Origin of the sequence: Microbacterium aurantiacum (assembly GCF_040532595.1) — a bacterium.
GTDB classification, from domain to species: Bacteria; Actinomycetota; Actinomycetes; order Actinomycetales; family Microbacteriaceae; genus Microbacterium; species Microbacterium chocolatum_B.
In genome coordinates this window covers 291,350-306,357 of sequence record NZ_JBEVYX010000001.1, presented here as the reverse complement: position 1 = coordinate 306,357, position 15,008 = coordinate 291,350, and the positions used below count along the sequence as shown (strand labels likewise).

Sequence of the window (15,008 nt, the reverse complement as noted above, 5' to 3'; positions counted from 1 at the left end):
CTTCCCGGGAAGCTATTGTATCTTCCATGGAAGACAAAACGTGGCGGTGGGTCCTGCTGACGGCGATCGCGCCTGTCGCGTGGGGGAGCACGTATGTCGTCACCCGGAACCTGCTGCCCGCGGAGTCCCCGCTCTGGGGCGGGGTGTTCCGCGCCCTTCCCGCCGGTCTCGTCGTCCTCCTGATCGCTCGCACACTGCCACGGGGGCAGTGGTGGTGGCGCGCGGTGGTGCTCGGCATCCTGAACGTCGGCGGGTTCTTCGTGCTCATCTACGTGGCGGGACAGCGCCTGCCGTCGAGCCTGGCCGCGACGTTGATGTCGACCTCGGCGGCGTGCATGATGCTCTTCGCGTGGCTGCTGCTGAGGCGCCGCCCCGCGCCGGCGGCGGCCCTGGGGGCTCTCGTCGGGCTGGTCGGGGTCGCGATCATGCTGGGTGCCGATCCGGGGTCGGCGGACCCGTGGGGCATCGCGGCGTCCCTCGGGGCGATGGTGGCCTCCTCGATCGGGTTTGTCCTCACGGTGCGATGGGGCGGCGACATCCCGGCTCTGCACATGACGGCGTGGCAGCTCGTCGCGGGCTCCAGCGTGCTGCTGCCGGCGGCGATCCTCGTCGAGGGGCCGCCGCCCCCGCTCGATGCGACGACGGTGCTCGCCTTCGCGTACGTCTCGCTCATCGCCACCGCTCTCGCGTTCGCGGCGTGGTTCACGGGGCTCCGCCACCTCCCGCCGGGCACGGTCGGCGTGGTGGGGCTGCTCAATCCCGTCACCGGCGTCGTCCTCGGGGTCGCGCTGGCGGGCGAGGCCTTCGGCGTGCCCCAGGCCGTCGGTGTCGCGCTGGTGGGCGGTGGCATCCTGCTGGCCGCACAGCCGGCGCGCGCCGCGACCCGTGCCCCGTGAGGCGGGGTGGGTGATCCGCGCGCTCGGGTGGCGCTCGCGGCCGCCTCGCGCGCGCGGAGGCGGCCATTTCTGCCACCTGAAGCGTGCGGACCGATGCGCGCGCGTTCGGGTGGCGCTTGAGGCCGCCTCGCGCTGAAGGCAGCGAGCGGCGGCCGCGGCGGCGATGTCGGAGGGCAGAGATACGTTCGAGATCGACGTAGAGATACGTAGAACATGCGTTCTACACTGGAGAGATGAGGGCGATCGTGCAGGCTACCGCGATGTCGTCCCGCGACGCCGGCACCGGTGCGCGGGCGGACGTGGCGGCGCTGCGCGCGCAGATGGAGCGGATGCAGGGGCGTCGGCTCGACGCTCCGGTGCTGCCGGTGCACCCCGCGCTCGCCTCGCTCCTGCCCGGGGGAGGGCTCCGCCCGGGCGCGGCGTACTCGCTCCCGCGGTCGATGTCGCTGCTGATGGCGCTGCTGGCGACCCCGTCGAGTTCGGGATCGTGGTGCGCGGCGGTCGGGATGCCGCGCTTCGGCGCCGAAGCCGCCGAGGCGCTCGGGGTCGATCTGTCGAAACTCGTGCTGATTCCCGAGCCCGGCCCGCGGTGGCTCGCGGTGACCGCGACGATCGCCGACGTGCTCCCCGTGGTGGCGGTGCGCCCGGCCGGACGCGTGCCCGACGGCGAGATCTCGCGCCTGGCCGGGCGGCTGCGCGAGCGCGGCGCCGTGCTGCTGGTGCAGGGGCCCTGGCCGCAGGCGGAGGCGGCGATCGAGATCGACCAGCCCGATTGGGAGGGACTCGGCCGCGGCCACGGTTACCTCTCCCGCCGCGAGGTGACGCTGCGTGCGTCGAGCAGGCGGTGGCCGAATCAGCGCCGCGCGCGGGTGCTCCTGCCCGACCCGCAGGGCGGGATCTCGTCGGCGCCCGAGCCGCTGGCGACGCTCGAACCGCAGCGCGGGGGCGCGGCATCCGTTCGCGGTGGTGACAGCGGGAGCGAACGCTCTGCGCCCCCGATGCGGGCGGTCGGCTGATGACCGCGCGGGCGCCCGAGCGCAGCATGGTGCTGTGGTTTCCGGACTGGCCGGTCACCGCGCTCCTCCGCGACGGTGAGGGGATGCCGCCGGGAGCGGAGGGACGGCCGATCGCCGTCGTCGAACACAACGCCGTCGTGGCGTGCTCGGCCGACGCCCGCGCCGACGGGGTGCGCCGGGGGCAGCGCCGCCGCGATGCGCAGTCGCGGTGCCCGGGCCTCGTGATCGTCCCCGCCGACGCGATCCGCGACCACCGCGCGTTCTCGCCGGTCGTCTCGGCGGTCGAGGAGCGCGCGCCGGGGGTGCAGGTGCTCCGGGCGGGACTGTGCGCGCTGCGCGCGAAGGGGCCGGCGCGGTACTACGGCGGCGAGGGGGAGGCGGCGCGCGTGCTGCTCGCCGCGCTCGCCGAGCTCGGCCTCGCCGACGTGCGCGCGGGCATCGCCGACGGGCCCTTCACCGCCGAGCAGGCCGCGCGCGCGGCGACCACCCGCGCCGAGCCGGTCTTCTCGGTCCCGGCCGGGGGCGCTGCGGGCTTCCTCGCGCCGCTGTCGGTGTCGGTGCTCGCCGACGCGACGCCGGGCGAACCCGCCCGCGCCGCCGACGACCTGCCCGGACTCCTCGCGCGGCTCGGGGTGCAGACCCTGGGCGGGTTCGCGGCGATGACCCCCGACCGGGTACGCGAGCGGTTCGGCGAGCGCGGCATCCGCCTGCACGCCCTGTCAGCGGGGTGGGACTCGCGCCCGGTCGAGCCCCGCATCCCGCCGCCGGAGCTGCACCGCGAGGTCGGGTTCGAGCCGCCGCTCGAGATCGCCGACCAGGTCGCGTTCGGCATGCGCGTGGCGGCGGAGGAGTTCACCACGCGGCTCGGGGCGATCGACCTGGTATGCACCGAGCTGCGGGTCGAGCTCTTCGGCGACCGCGGCGAGCACAGTCACCGCGTGTGGCTGCATCCGCGCTCCTTCGACGCCGCCGCGATCGTCGACCGGGTGCGCTGGCAGCTCGCCGAGGATCAGGAGGGCCTCCGCAGCGGGGTGACGCGCGTGCGGATCGAACCGGCGGCGGTGGATGCGGCGTCCCATCATGCCCCGGCCCTCTTCGGCGGCGGGCCGGAGGAGCGGGTGCACCACGCCCTCTCGCGCGTGCAGGCGATGCTCGGGCATCGCGGCGTGCTCACCCCCGAGATCGGCGGCGGGCGCTGGCTCGCCGAGCGGCAGGTGCTCGTGCCGTGGGGCGATCGGGTGGGGGCGCAGGCGGCCGTGCGCGCCCGCCCGTGGCCGGGGAGTCTTCCCGAACCGCATCCGGCGACGGTGTTCCTCGAGCCGGTGCCCGCCGACGTCCGCGCGCTCGGCGGCGAGGTGATCGACGTCGACGAGCGGGGGAGCGTCTCGGCGGTGCCGGCCTTCCTCGCCGAGAGCGGGCGGAGCCGCGAGATCACCGCGTGGGCGGGGCCGTGGCCCGTCGTCGAACGCGGATGGGATGCCGCCCGCGCGCGCCGCGCGCACCGCTTCCAGGTCGTCGACGCCGAGGGGGCGGCGTGGCTGCTGGTGTGCGAGGGCGACGCCTGGTGGGTCGAGGGGGCGTACGACTGATGGGCTTCAACAACCCCGGCGTCCCGTGGTCCGAGATGGAGCGGGTGCTGAGCGGTCGACGACGTCCCGGCACGCGGCCGCCCGGCGCCGACGGCGGTGACAGCCCCGCGTGGTCCCACAAGCGCGATTCGTACGTCGCGCAGGGCATCGAGCGACCGACCGAGACCATCCCGTACGCCGAGCTGCACGCGCACTCGTCGTTCTCGTTCCTCGACGGCGCCTCCTCACCCGAGGAGCTCGCCGAGGAGGCCGAGCGCCTGGGGCTCCACGCGCTCGCCGTCACCGACCACGACGGCTTCTACGGCATCGTGCGGTTCGCCGAGGCCGCCGAGACCCTGCAGCTGAAGACGGTGTTCGGATCCGAGCTGTCGCTCGGGCTCCCCGGCCCCCAGAACGGGCAGCCCGACCCCACCGGGCGACATCTCCTCGTCCTCGCCCGCGGGGAGGAGGGCTACCACCGGCTCGCGTCGGCGATCACCCACGCGCAGCTGCGCGGCGGCGAGAAGGGGCGCCCCGCGTACGACCTCGACGAGCTCTCCGCGCTCTGCCGCGAGGGGGACGGCGCGCACTTCGCCGTCCTCACCGGATGCCGGAAGGGCACCGTCCGCCACGCGCTCGCCGAGGAGGGTCCCGCCGGGGCGGCGCGCGCCCTCGACGACCTCGTCGCCCTGTTCGGTCGCGACAGCGTCCACGTCGAACTCACCGATCACGGGAACCCCCGTGACACCCGCGACAACGACGTGCTCGCCGGCCTCGCGCGCGAGCGCGGGCTGCCGCTGCTGGTGACCAACAACGTCCACTACGCGGTCCCGCAGCGCCAGCTCCTCGCCGCCGCGGTCGCCGCCGTCCGCGCCAACCGGGGGCTCGACGAGATCGACGGGTGGCTCCCCGCCCACGCCGGCGCACACCTGCGGTCGGGGCTGGAGATGAGCGAGCGTTTCGTCCGGTATCCCGACGCCGTCGCCCGCACGGTCACCCTCGCCGACGAGCTGGCGTTTCCGCTGCGTCGCGCGAAGCCCGCGCTGCCGAAGCTCCCCGTCCCCGAGGGGCACACCCCCATGTCGTGGCTGCGGCACCTGGTGTGGGAGGCGGTGCCGCGGAAGTACCCCGACCTTCCCGCCGAGGATGCCGCCCGCATCGACCGCGAGCTCGCCGTGATCGAGACGAAAGACTTCCCCGGCTACTTCCTGATCGTCTACGGCATCGTGCAGGAGGCCCGACGCCGCGGCATCCTGTGCCAGGGGAGGGGGTCAGCGGCCAACAGTGCCGTCTGCTACCTGCTCGACATCACCGCCGTCGATGCGATCGCCTACCGACTGCCGTTCGAGCGGTTCCTCTCGAGCCTCCGCGACGAGGAGCCCGACATCGACGTCGACTTCGACTCGGACCGGCGCGAGGAGATCATCCAGTGGGTCTACGGCACGTACGGACGCGACCGTGCGGCGCAGGTGGCGAACGTCATCCAGTACCGGCCGAAGAACGCCGTGCGCGACATGGCCAAGGCGCTGGGGCACTCGCCCGGGCAGCAGGACGCCTGGTCGAAGCAGGTCGAGCGGTGGGGTGCGTCGCTCGAGTCGACGCAGGGGCACGACATCCCGGATCAGGTCATCGAGTTCGCCGGCGAGCTGCTGAAGGCGCCGCGGCACATGGGCATCCACTCCGGCGGCATGGTGCTCACCGACCGGCCCGTGGGCGAGGTCGTGCCGATCGAGCACGCCCGCATGGAGAACCGCACGGTGATCCAGTGGGACAAGGACGACGCCGCGTGGATGGGCCTGGTGAAGTTCGACCTCCTCGGGCTCGGGATGCTCGCAGCGTTGCAGTACTGCTTCGACATGATCCGCGAGTCGACGGGGGAGGTGTGGGAGCTGTCGACGCTGCCGAAGGAAGAGGCGGCGGTGTACGACATGCTGTGCCGCGCCGATTCCATCGGGGTGTTCCAGGTCGAGTCGCGCGCCCAGATGGGGCTGCTGCCGCGCCTGCAGCCGCGGCAGTTCTACGACCTCGTGATCGAGATCGCGCTCATCCGTCCGGGGCCCATCCAGGGCGGCGCGGTGCACCCGTTCGTCCGCCGGAAGCTCGGGATGGAGGAGGTGACCTACCCCCACGAGAAGCTGAAGCCGGTGCTGGAGCGCACCCTCGGCATCCCGGTGTTCCAGGAGCAGCTGATGCAGATGGGCATGGCCGTCGGCGGGCTCACCGGAGAGGATGCCGACCTCCTCCGCCGCGCGATGGGGTCCAAGCGCGGGGTGGAGCGCATCGAGTCGCTGCGGGAGAAGCTGTACGAGGGGATGGCGTCGCACGGCCTCGTCGGCGATGCGGCGGATGAGATCTACACGAAGATCCAGGCGTTCGCGAACTTCGGGTTCGCCGAATCGCACTCGCTGTCGTTCGGGCTGCTGGTGTACGCGTCGTCGTGGATCAAGCTGCACTACCCGGCGGCGTTCCTCGCCGGGCTCCTGCGCGCCCAGCCGATGGGGTTCTACTCGCCGGCCTCCCTCGTCGCCGATGCCCGCCGCCACGGGGTGGAGGTGCGCCGCCCCGACCTCCACGCCTCCCGGGTGACCGCGGTGCTGGAGCCCGTCGTCGACCCGCCGCCCGTCGCGGTCGCGCCCCAGGACGTCACCGTCGCGCCGACCGGCCGGGACTCCTGCACCCACCGCGTGCAGCCGCCGGTGGCGAAGTTCGACCCGAAGGCCCCGGACGAGTACGAGGCGCACCGGCGCGACGGCAACCTCGCCGTGCGCCTGGGCCTGGCCGGAGTGAAGGGCATCGGCGCCGCCGTGGCCGAGCGGATCGTCGCCGCGCGCGACGCGGAGGGCCCCTTCCGCGACCTCCGCGACGTCGTCCGCCGCACCGGGATCACCGCCGCCCAGGTCGAAGCGCTCGCCACCGCGGGGGCGTTCGAGTGCCTCGGCATCACCCGGCGCGAGGCGATCTGGATGGCGGGCTCGGCCGCGCAGGACCGCGCCGAGTACCTCCCGGACTCGATGGTGTCGGTGCAGCCGCCGCTGTTCGCCGATCAGTCGAGCTACGACATCCTCGCCGCCGACCTGTGGGCGACCGGCATCTCCACCGACGACCATCCGCTCGCGCACTACCGGTCGGCGCTGGATGCCCGCGGGGTGCTCACCTCCCGCGAGATGCGCACCCACGAGACCGGTCGGCGGGTCGAGGTCGCGGGGCTCGTCACGCACCGGCAGCGTCCGGCGACGGCATCCGGCGTCACCTTCCTGAACCTCGAGGACGAGCACGGCGTGGTCAACGTCATCTGCTCGGTCGGGGTCTGGAACCGTCATCGCCGTGTCGCCCGCGATGCACCCGCGCTGATCGTGCGGGGGATGCTGGAGCGCTCGCCGGAGGGCGTGACGAACCTCCTCGCCGACCGGTTCGAAGACCTGCGGGTGGGGGTGGTGCACGCCTCGCGCGACTTCCGGTGACCGGTCGCCCCCGACCCCGCACCCAGCCGCCTCGGCCCCGCCGCGGCTCGGCGAGAATGACAGGCATGACCGATCCCCGCATCGACCCGTTCTCCGTCGATCTCGAGGGCACGACCCTGCGTGGCAGCGTCTTCCGAGCGGATGTTGCACACCCGGGCCCCCGCCCCGTCGCCGTGTTCTTCCACGGGTTCGGCGGGACGCGGGTCGAGGCCTCGCGCATGTTCGTCACGCAGGCGCGCCGGCTCACCGCCGCAGGGATCACGGTCGTCACCTACGACCGCGCCGGTCACGGCGAGAGCGACGGGGAGTTCTTCGACACCACCGTCTCGGGCGACATCCGCACCGCGCATCGGGTGCTGGATGTCGTCCGCGCTCTCCCCGGTGTCGACGGCGACGACCTGCACCTCCTCGGTATGAGTCTCGGCGCCGTCATCGCCTCGGTCGTCGCGGCCGAGCAGCAGCCGACCCGGCCGGTCCGGTCGCTGACGATGTGGTCGACCGCGGCGGTGTTCGTCGACGAGATCCGCTCGGGACGGATCCAGGGGATGCCGCTTCACACCCTCGACACCCTCGGCTGGTTCGACTTCCACGGCATGCGGATGGGACCCGCGATGCGCGCCGACGCCGTCGCCTTCGACCCGTACGGACGCGCCGCCGGCTACGAAGGCCCGGCGCTCCTCCTCCACGGCACGGACGATTTCGTCCCCCACACCTACGCCGAGCGCTATGCGACCCCCGAGGTGTTCGGCGACCGTGCCGAGGTCGTCGTCGTCGAGGGCGCCGACCACGGATGGGAGCAGCTCCCGCAGCGCGACGAGCTCCACGACCGCACCACCGCGTTCGTCACCGCCCACGCCGAGTGACCGGCGACGCGCGCGAGCTCAGCCCGCGAGCTGGGCGACGATCTCGGCGCGATCGGTCGTCCCGGCGACCTCGGTGATGCGCCCGCCCTGCACGCGGTAGAAGACGTATTCCGCGACGTTCACGTGACGGCGGGTGGCGGCGATCCCGCGGAAGATCCCGGTGTGCGTTCCCGTGCCCCGCAGGTGCACGGCGATGCGGTCGTCCTCGATGACCACGAGGATGCGGCGCCACTGCCAGTCGGGGAACCCGTGGAACAGGTCGGCGAGATCGTCCACGAACGCGTCCGCACCGCCCGGCAGGTGCGCCCGGCGCACCGCGGGATCGACGAAGGAGCGGATGTCGTCCAGGTCGTGCCGGTTGCAGGTGTCGAGGAAGTCGGCGTACCACTCCCGCAGCTCCCACGACTCCATCGGGCCATTATCCCCGGCGGCCCACGCGGCCCCGGCCCCGGAAGGCCCAGGCCCCCCGGGCTCCCCGGCTGGGTCGGGCGACTCCGTCGGGGCGCTATCGTGATCCGGTGAGTGCGTTCCCGGGTCATGCGCCCGGGGATCGCGACTACCGCCGCCTGGTGATCGGGCTCTTCTTCGCCGGTGTCGCCACCTTCGCGCAGCTCTATTCGCCGCAGGCGGTGCTGCCGCTCATCGCCGTCGAGTTCGCGGTCAGTCCGTCGGTGGCGGCCCTCGCGGTGTCGGTGTCGACCCTCGGGCTCGCCCTCGCGGTGCTCCCGTGGTCGATGGCGGCGGATCGGTGGGGACGCGTCCCGGCGATGGCGGTCGGCATCACCGTCGCCACGGCGATCGGCATCCTCGCGACCTTCGCGCCGACGATCGAGCTGTTCCTCCTCGCCCGATTCCTCGAGGGGGTCGGCCTCGGCGCGATGCCCGCGATCGCGCTGACGTACCTCACCGAGGAGGTCAGTGTCGCGCATACGGTCCGCGTGGCCGGAAGCTACATCGCGGGCACGAGCGTGGGCGGCCTGGTCGGACGGATCGTGGCCGGACCCGTCGCCGACCTCGACATGTGGCGGACCGGTGTGCTCGCGGTCGCGGTCCTCTGCGCGATCAGCGCGGTGGCGTTCCTTCGGCTCACGCCGCGGTCGCGGGGATTCGTCCCCGGCGGGGGAGCACCCGGCGGGGGAGCACCCGGGTTCCGCGCGCTCCGGCGCGGCCTCGCGGTCAATCTCCGCTCGGGTCCGCAGTGGGCGCTCTACGCCCAGGCGTTCCTCCTCATGGGCGGGTTCGTCGCGATCTACAACTACCTGGGCTTCCGTTTGATCGCCGAGCCGTTCGCGCTGCCCCCGGGGCAGGTCAGCCTTCTTTTCGTCGCCTACCTCGCCGGCACCGTGGCGTCCCCGCGTGCGGGCGCGCTCGCGGCGCGGATCGGGCGGCTCCGCGTCTTGGTCGCATCGACTGCCGTGATGGCGCTCGGGGTCGTGGCGACGGCGGGCGGGAGCGTGGTGGTCGTGCTCCTCGGGCTCGTGGTGTTCACCGCGGGTTTCTTCGCCGCGCACGCGATCGCCTCGGGCTGGGCGCCGGTCCTTGCGAACTCCCACGCGCGGGCGCAGGCATCGTCGTTGTACTACCTCGCCTACTACGGCGGGTCGAGCCTGCTCGGCTGGGCCCTCGGCTACGTGCTGAGCGCCTTCGCCTGGCCAGGGGTCGTCGCGGTCGTCGTCGGCATGTGCGCGGTCGCGGCCGTCTGGGCGCTGATCGCCCTGCGCGGCAGCGAGCCGCCGGTCACTCCGCGATCGCCGAGATGAGTGCCCTGCGCCGCGCCGCCCGGTCGCCGGTGATCTCGACCACGCCCGTCGTGGCAGGAATGAGCTCGGCGTCGTCAAGGAGATCGAGCAGCGCGGCATCCGTCGCCTCCCTGAGTTCGAGGTCTTCATCCTCTCCCGGGCGGATGCCGTCGCCCTCGGCGAGCGGAAGGATCGCGAGCAGGTCCACCGCGCGCAGCGCGCTCGCCGTCATCTCCCGCGCACGCGCGATTGCCTCGTCGGATGCCGCGCCCCGGCCGAGCTCGTCGAGCGCGGCGAGATACGCGAGGAAGTCGAGCGGGCCGCGTTCGGCGATGAGGTCGGCGGGCGGATCGTCCTCGAGCCGATCGGCGGCGACGCGCAGCTGCTGCAGGAACATCGCCGGGCCCGGCTGGTCGAACCGTTCGTCGATCAGCTCGAACGGGTCCGGCAGCACCGTGTACGACGGCAGGGCGGCGACGACGTCGCCGATGAGGGTGCTCTTGCCGCTGGCGTGCGTTCCCGAGACCACGATGCGCATGCCGCACTGTAGCGCGGGGACACGGCGACTCCCGGAGTGCGCGGGAGCCCCCTCGTCAAGACCCCTCCCCGCGGCATCCGGCGGGCGTAGCGTCACCCCTATGACCGAGCAGCAGCCGTACACCGTCGTCCGCGAAGAGAGCGAGTGGGAGCTGCGCAGCTACCCGCCGCACGTGATCGCCGAGACCACGGTGACCGGGGTGTCGTTCGAAGACGCCGGCAACCGCGCGTTCGGGCGCCTCGTCGGCTACATCAAGGGCGACAACGTCTCGCGGCAGTCGATCGCGATGACCGCGCCGGTCGTGCAGGGGCGCTCGCCGCAGACGTCCGAGAAGATCGCGATGACGGCACCGGTGGTCCAGACCGGCGACGATGACGAGGGCTTCGTCGTCGCGTTCGTCCTTCCCGCCGAGATTAAGGAAGCGGATGCCCCGGTCCCGACCGATTCGCGCGTGACGATCCGGACCGTCCCCGAGCGACTCGTCGCCGCCACTACCTTCTCGGGTCGCTGGACGGAGGAGTCGTACGCCGAGCACCGCGACGACCTATTCGCCCACGTCCGCGAGGCGGGCTTCGAACCGGTCGGCGAGCCGCAGTTCGCGCGCTTCAACGCCCCATTCATCCCGTGGTTCCTCCGCCGCAACGAGGTGCTGATCGACGTCGCCCCCGCCGGCTGAGGCGGGCGGCTATGTGATCTCGACCGGGTGGAAGTTCACCGGGCCGGGACAGAACCCGTCCGAGGTCGGGGTGTAGGGAATCTCCCACAGGCCATCCCTGACGATCGTGCCCGCACTGTCCGTGATGAGCACACGAACCTCGTTGCCCGGCTCGAGGCCGATCGCCTCCTCACCCGTGTACGGCGGCTCCTGCGGGAGCAGCCATCGTCCGACGCCGTCGGCCGGCACGTCGACCGGCTGGCAGCCGGCCGGAAGGCAGGCGGCGACGGTGCCGTCGCTGACCAGATCGGGGTCGATCTCGAGTTCGACGGGCGCGGTGTAGGCGAAGCCGATCGCCGGACACGCGACGCCGGGCGGCACACACGCGGTCACCATCGTCGTCGCCGCGATGAGCGCGGCTGCTCCCGCGGTGCGTCTCCACATGTTCGGCAACCTATCGCGGATGCCGGGCAACCCGCAGAACGGCCGGTTGGCATCCGTGATGATGAGACAGGATGACGGAATGAGCTCCTATGTCCGCCCTTCGATCGAAGCAACGGTGTTCCTCGATGCCGACGGTGCCGTGGTCGATTACGGAAATCGGTGGCACGGCTCACCTCCGGAGGACACCTATTCGGTCGACACGCACCCCGAGAGGTTCGCACCGATCCACGCTGTCGCTGACGCCCTGATCGCGCACCTCGGAGAGACGTACGACGTCGAGATCGACGAGACTGCGGAGACAGTGGGCGATCTGATGCGTCCCGCATTCCATGACGTGGTGCGCGCCGTACGGATACGGCCTCGTGATGCGACGTGCGCGCCCCTGACGTTCGTCTTCACCGCCTATCCGGGGATCTACATGCATGCGGGTCTGCTGCACGACTTCCACTACCCGATCTGCGGTTGCGATGCATGCGATTCGAACTGGGAGGCCGAAGCGGATGAGCTCGAGCGGCAGGTGTTCGCGGTCGTCAGCGGCAGCTATCGGGAGACCATGACGCGCGGACTTCGATCCTGGGTCGGCTATGCCTTCACCTACCCCGGCGGTACGAGCACCGGGGGACAGTCTCGCTCCCGGGACCTTCCTGCCGAGCGCCTCAGAGCCGCCACACCCATCCTCCGCGAGCTTCCGCACGGATGGGATCCCTGGCCGCACTCGGTCTCGAACTCGTGATCGAGACGCCACGATCGTCGGGGCGAGGGCGAACTTTCGCGAACGCGGGGACTTCTCCGACCATGCTTCGACCCTGACGGTGTGCCCCGCTGATCTCCACCCGTTGACAGGACCCACGCGCCGCACTATCCGTAGGGCGAGCTTCTCGAATCGTAGGCTGGCCCGATGCAGGTGACGATCCGACCCGTCGAGGCGCGAGACGAAGCTCGGTGGTGCGCGCTGTACGCCGGGTACCGCGCGTTCTGCCGTCTTCCCGCAGACAACCATGCCGTCGCAACGACGTGGACCTGGATACGCGACGGCGCGCACGAGCTGTTCGGTCTCGTCGCTGTCGATGACGAGGATCACCCCGTGGGGTTGGCGAACCTGCGATGGTTCGCCCGTCCGTCGACGGCCACCCGAGGGCTCTATCTCGACGATCTCTTCACGGCTCCTGAGGCTCGCGGCTTCGGAGCGGCGACAGCCCTTCTCACTCGCGCCGCACAGATCGCCCACGAGCAGGGCGCCAGCGTCGTGCGCTGGATCACCGCGGCCGACAACACCGCTGCACGCTCGGTATACGACGCGCACGCATCGGCGACTCCCTGGGTCACCTACGACATGACCCCCGCCGGCTGATCGGCGTCTCCACGGCATCCCAACCCTCGCCTTGCATACACCGACGCCCCGCTCGTAGGCTCGAGGCGTGCATTTGTACTTCCTGTGACGGCTGACTGAGGCCCACCGCGCTCGTTGAGTGATCCGAGCTCGCGGCGGCCGCTCGTCATCGACCGCGTACGGGTCGCCGTTCTGTGCGCGCTCGCGCGACTCGCGCAGCGCCGCACATCATCGCCGAGGAATACGAATGCCCACCCTGACCACCCCTCTTCCCGCGCGCCATCGCGCGCAGCTCATCGCCTCCGACATCTCCGTCATCCGCGGAGCCACACCCGTCCTCGCCCACCTCGACCTCACGGTCACGCCGACGTCGCGCGTCGCGATCGTGGGGGAGAACGGGCGCGGCAAGTCCACGCTCCTGCACGTCCTCGCGGGTGCGCTCACGCCCGACGGGGGATCGGTCCAGCAGCTCGGCACGCTCGGTGTCGCCGAGCAGGAGATGCCGGCGGGAGACGACCGCACCGTCGGTGACGCGGTCGCCGAGGCGATCGCCGCGCCGCTCGCGGCACTCGATGCCCTCGATGACGCCGCGGCCGCCCTCGCGGCGGGGGACGCCGACGCCGACGACCGTTACGCCGCAGCTCTCGAGCACGCGGAGGGCCTCGACGCGTGGGACGCGCAGCGCCGCGTCGAGATCGCGCTCGAAGCACTGGACGCAGAAACCGACGCGACCGTCCGCCTCGACGGTCTCTCCGTCGGCCAGCGCTATCGGGTGCGCCTGGCGTGCCTCCTCGGCGCGGACGACGACTTCCTGCTGCTCGACGAGCCGACGAACCATCTCGACCGGAGCGGGCTGGAGTTCCTGACGGCGAAGCTGCGCTCGCGGACCGGGGGTGTGGTCGTCGTCACGCACGACCGCGCCCTCCTGTCCGATGTCGCCGACACCATCGTCGACCTCGACCCGACCCCCGACGGCCGGGCGCGGGTATACGGCGACGGCTACGAAGGCTACCGCGAGGGCCGTCGTGCCGAGCGCGAGCGCTGGGAGCAGGACTACGAGCGGCAACAAGCCGAGATGGCCCGGCTGCAGGACGACCTCAGTGCCGCGCAGAACCGGCTCGTCTCCGGCTGGCGTCCGGACAAGGGCACGAACAAGCACGGTCGCGCTACGCGTGCGGGCGGGCTGGTGCAGAGCGTCCGGCGGCGGCAGGAACAGGTGGATGCGCACCGCATCACGGTTCCCGAACCGCCGTTGCAGCTGCGGTTCCCTCACCTCGCCACGCGCACGGGTGCCGCGCTTCTGACGGTCGAAGCCGTGTCCGTCGCCCACCGTCTGCCGCATCCGGTGAGCTTCGCCCTGTCGCACCGCGGACGTCTCGTGGTGACTGGACCCAACGGCGCGGGGAAGTCCACCCTGCTCGCCGTGGTGGCCGGCGATCTCGCGACGGATGCCGGGACCGTCCGTCGTCCCACCGGCGTACGCCTCGGGTTCCTCCGGCAGGAGACCGCGCTCGCACCCGACGCCCGCGTCAGCGATCTCTTCACCGACCATGTCGATGCGCTCGTCGCGAGCGGGGTCATTCCGGCGAACGCCGCGCTCGGGCTCTCACAGCTCGGGCTTCTGCACGCCCGCGAGACGGGCAAACGTGTCGGGGAGCTGTCGATGGGGCAGCAGCGCCGGCTCGAGCTGGCGCTCGTCCTCGCCGGTCGGCCACATGTCCTGCTGCTCGACGAGCCGACGAACCACCTGTCGATCGCGTTGGTCGATGAGCTGACCGACGCCCTTCAGGCGACGGATGCCGCGGTCATCGTCTCGAGCCACGATCGGCAGCTCCTCCGCGACGTCGCCGACTGGCCGGCGCTGCGGCTGGGCGACGCGACGTGACCTGGTGACGGGCGGGGCCGCTCACGCCCGCGCGAGGGGCCCCGCCACCCACGCCCGCACCTCGCGCGGGCTCCGCAGCCGCACGATCGCGAGGTCGGGCCGCTCTTCCGCGAGCCGCAGCGGCAGTGCGTCGTACTTCTTCCTCGTCCGCACCGCCCACCGCACGATGTGGTCACGCTCAGTGAAGATCGAGCGCAGCGGGGGTTCGACGTTGCCGTTCCAGAGCTCCTCGCGCCGCATCCGTCGTCTCGCGGTGCGGCGCACCACGCGGGGGAGCGTCACCGTGAAGAACGGCAGATCGAGCCAGACGAGCAGGTCGGCGTGCGCGGTGAGCGTGGGGCGTGCTGCCCGGTACTGCCACTCGGTCACCCACGCCGGGGTCTGAACCAGCGCGCGGACGTCGTCGAGGAACGCCTCGCGCGGCACCCAGTTCGGGCCGTGGTAGAGCCCGTCGATCTCGGTGTGCGGCGCGTCGATGGCCGCGGCGATCTGCCGGGCGAGGGTGGTCTTCCCCGCACCGGAGACACCCGCGACCAGCACGCGACGGGGCCGGGACGGCAGGGGATCGTCGAACGCCAACACGCCCTCGATCCTACGAACCGCCCGCACACCG

General features: G+C 72.2%; 14 protein-coding genes. 10 read left to right on the top strand and 4 right to left on the bottom strand.

Annotated features, from left to right (window positions below; genetic code table 11):
• Window positions 1-26 precede the first annotated feature (26 nt).
• The 5 genes from ABXJ56_RS01525 to ABXJ56_RS01505 all read left to right on the top strand — a co-directional run bounded on the left by ABXJ56_RS01525 (window position 27) and on the right by ABXJ56_RS01505 (window position 7,804).
• Window positions 27-896: an EamA family transporter gene (locus tag ABXJ56_RS01525; protein ID WP_353997983.1), complete on the top strand. Its 870-nt coding sequence runs from the start codon at window positions 27-29 to the stop codon at window positions 894-896.
• Window positions 897-1,156: 260 nt separating this feature from the next.
• Complete coding sequence (locus ABXJ56_RS01520) at window positions 1,157-1,912, top strand: hypothetical protein (protein ID WP_353997982.1); 756 nt, start codon at window positions 1,157-1,159, stop codon at window positions 1,910-1,912.
• Window positions 1,912-3,501 carry a DNA polymerase Y family protein gene (locus ABXJ56_RS01515; RefSeq protein ID WP_353997981.1) on the top strand — a complete coding sequence of 530 codons (1,590 nt, stop codon included), beginning with the start codon at window positions 1,912-1,914 and terminating at the stop codon, window positions 3,499-3,501. Before ABXJ56_RS01520 ends, ABXJ56_RS01515 begins: the two co-directional genes overlap by 1 nt.
• On the top strand, window positions 3,501-6,941 hold the full coding sequence (locus ABXJ56_RS01510) for an error-prone DNA polymerase (RefSeq protein WP_353999940.1): 3,441 nt from the start codon (window positions 3,501-3,503) through the stop codon (window positions 6,939-6,941). Before ABXJ56_RS01515 ends, ABXJ56_RS01510 begins: the two co-directional genes overlap by 1 nt.
• A gap of 65 nt (window positions 6,942-7,006) precedes the next feature.
• On the top strand, window positions 7,007-7,804 hold the full coding sequence (locus ABXJ56_RS01505; RefSeq protein ID WP_353997980.1) for an alpha/beta hydrolase: 798 nt from the start codon (window positions 7,007-7,009) through the stop codon (window positions 7,802-7,804).
• 18 nt (window positions 7,805-7,822) lie between these two features.
• Here ABXJ56_RS01505 and ABXJ56_RS01500 read toward each other — a convergent pair whose 3' ends face one another.
• Window positions 7,823-8,215 (bottom strand): ester cyclase, encoded by a 393-nt coding sequence (locus ABXJ56_RS01500; RefSeq protein WP_353997979.1) that lies wholly within the window; start codon window positions 8,213-8,215, stop codon window positions 7,823-7,825.
• A 107-nt stretch (window positions 8,216-8,322) separates the two neighbouring features.
• On the opposite strand from ABXJ56_RS01500, the gene ABXJ56_RS01495 reads away from it, so the two are divergent.
• A complete protein-coding gene (locus tag ABXJ56_RS01495; RefSeq protein ID WP_353997978.1) occupies window positions 8,323-9,564 on the top strand; it encodes an MFS transporter in 1,242 nt (413 codons plus the stop codon).
• On the opposite strand, the gene ABXJ56_RS01490 is transcribed toward ABXJ56_RS01495, so the two are convergent.
• On the bottom strand, window positions 9,542-10,081 hold the full coding sequence (locus ABXJ56_RS01490) for a hypothetical protein (RefSeq protein ID WP_353997977.1): 540 nt from the start codon (window positions 10,079-10,081) through the stop codon (window positions 9,542-9,544). The genes ABXJ56_RS01495 and ABXJ56_RS01490 overlap by 23 nt on opposite strands.
• A 100-nt stretch (window positions 10,082-10,181) precedes the next feature.
• Here ABXJ56_RS01490 and ABXJ56_RS01485 point away from each other — a divergent pair, with 100 nt between their 5' ends.
• Window positions 10,182-10,757 (top strand): SOUL family heme-binding protein, encoded by a 576-nt coding sequence (locus ABXJ56_RS01485; RefSeq protein WP_353997976.1) that lies wholly within the window; start codon window positions 10,182-10,184, stop codon window positions 10,755-10,757.
• A gap of 9 nt (window positions 10,758-10,766) precedes the next feature.
• Here the strand turns inward: ABXJ56_RS01485 and ABXJ56_RS01480 are convergent, their stop codons facing one another.
• On the bottom strand, window positions 10,767-11,180 hold the full coding sequence (locus tag ABXJ56_RS01480; protein ID WP_353997975.1) for a hypothetical protein: 414 nt from the start codon (window positions 11,178-11,180) through the stop codon (window positions 10,767-10,769).
• A gap of 79 nt (window positions 11,181-11,259) precedes the next feature.
• Here ABXJ56_RS01480 and ABXJ56_RS01475 point away from each other — a divergent pair, with 79 nt between their 5' ends.
• The 3 genes from ABXJ56_RS01475 to ABXJ56_RS01465 all read left to right on the top strand — a co-directional run bounded on the left by ABXJ56_RS01475 (window position 11,260) and on the right by ABXJ56_RS01465 (window position 14,395).
• The gene (locus ABXJ56_RS01475) at window positions 11,260-11,913 is read left to right on the top strand and encodes a DUF6226 family protein (protein ID WP_353997974.1); all 654 of its coding nucleotides are present in this window, start codon (window positions 11,260-11,262) and stop codon (window positions 11,911-11,913) included.
• 165 nt (window positions 11,914-12,078) lie between these two features.
• Window positions 12,079-12,531: a GNAT family N-acetyltransferase gene (locus ABXJ56_RS01470; protein WP_353997973.1), complete on the top strand. Its 453-nt coding sequence runs from the start codon at window positions 12,079-12,081 to the stop codon at window positions 12,529-12,531.
• A gap of 226 nt (window positions 12,532-12,757) precedes the next feature.
• Complete coding sequence (locus tag ABXJ56_RS01465) at window positions 12,758-14,395, top strand: ABC-F family ATP-binding cassette domain-containing protein (protein ID WP_353997972.1); 1,638 nt, start codon at window positions 12,758-12,760, stop codon at window positions 14,393-14,395.
• A gap of 21 nt (window positions 14,396-14,416) precedes the next feature.
• Here ABXJ56_RS01465 and ABXJ56_RS01460 read toward each other — a convergent pair whose 3' ends face one another.
• A complete protein-coding gene (locus ABXJ56_RS01460; RefSeq protein ID WP_353997971.1) occupies window positions 14,417-14,977 on the bottom strand; it encodes an AAA family ATPase in 561 nt (186 codons plus the stop codon).
• Window positions 14,978-15,008 lie beyond the last annotated feature (31 nt).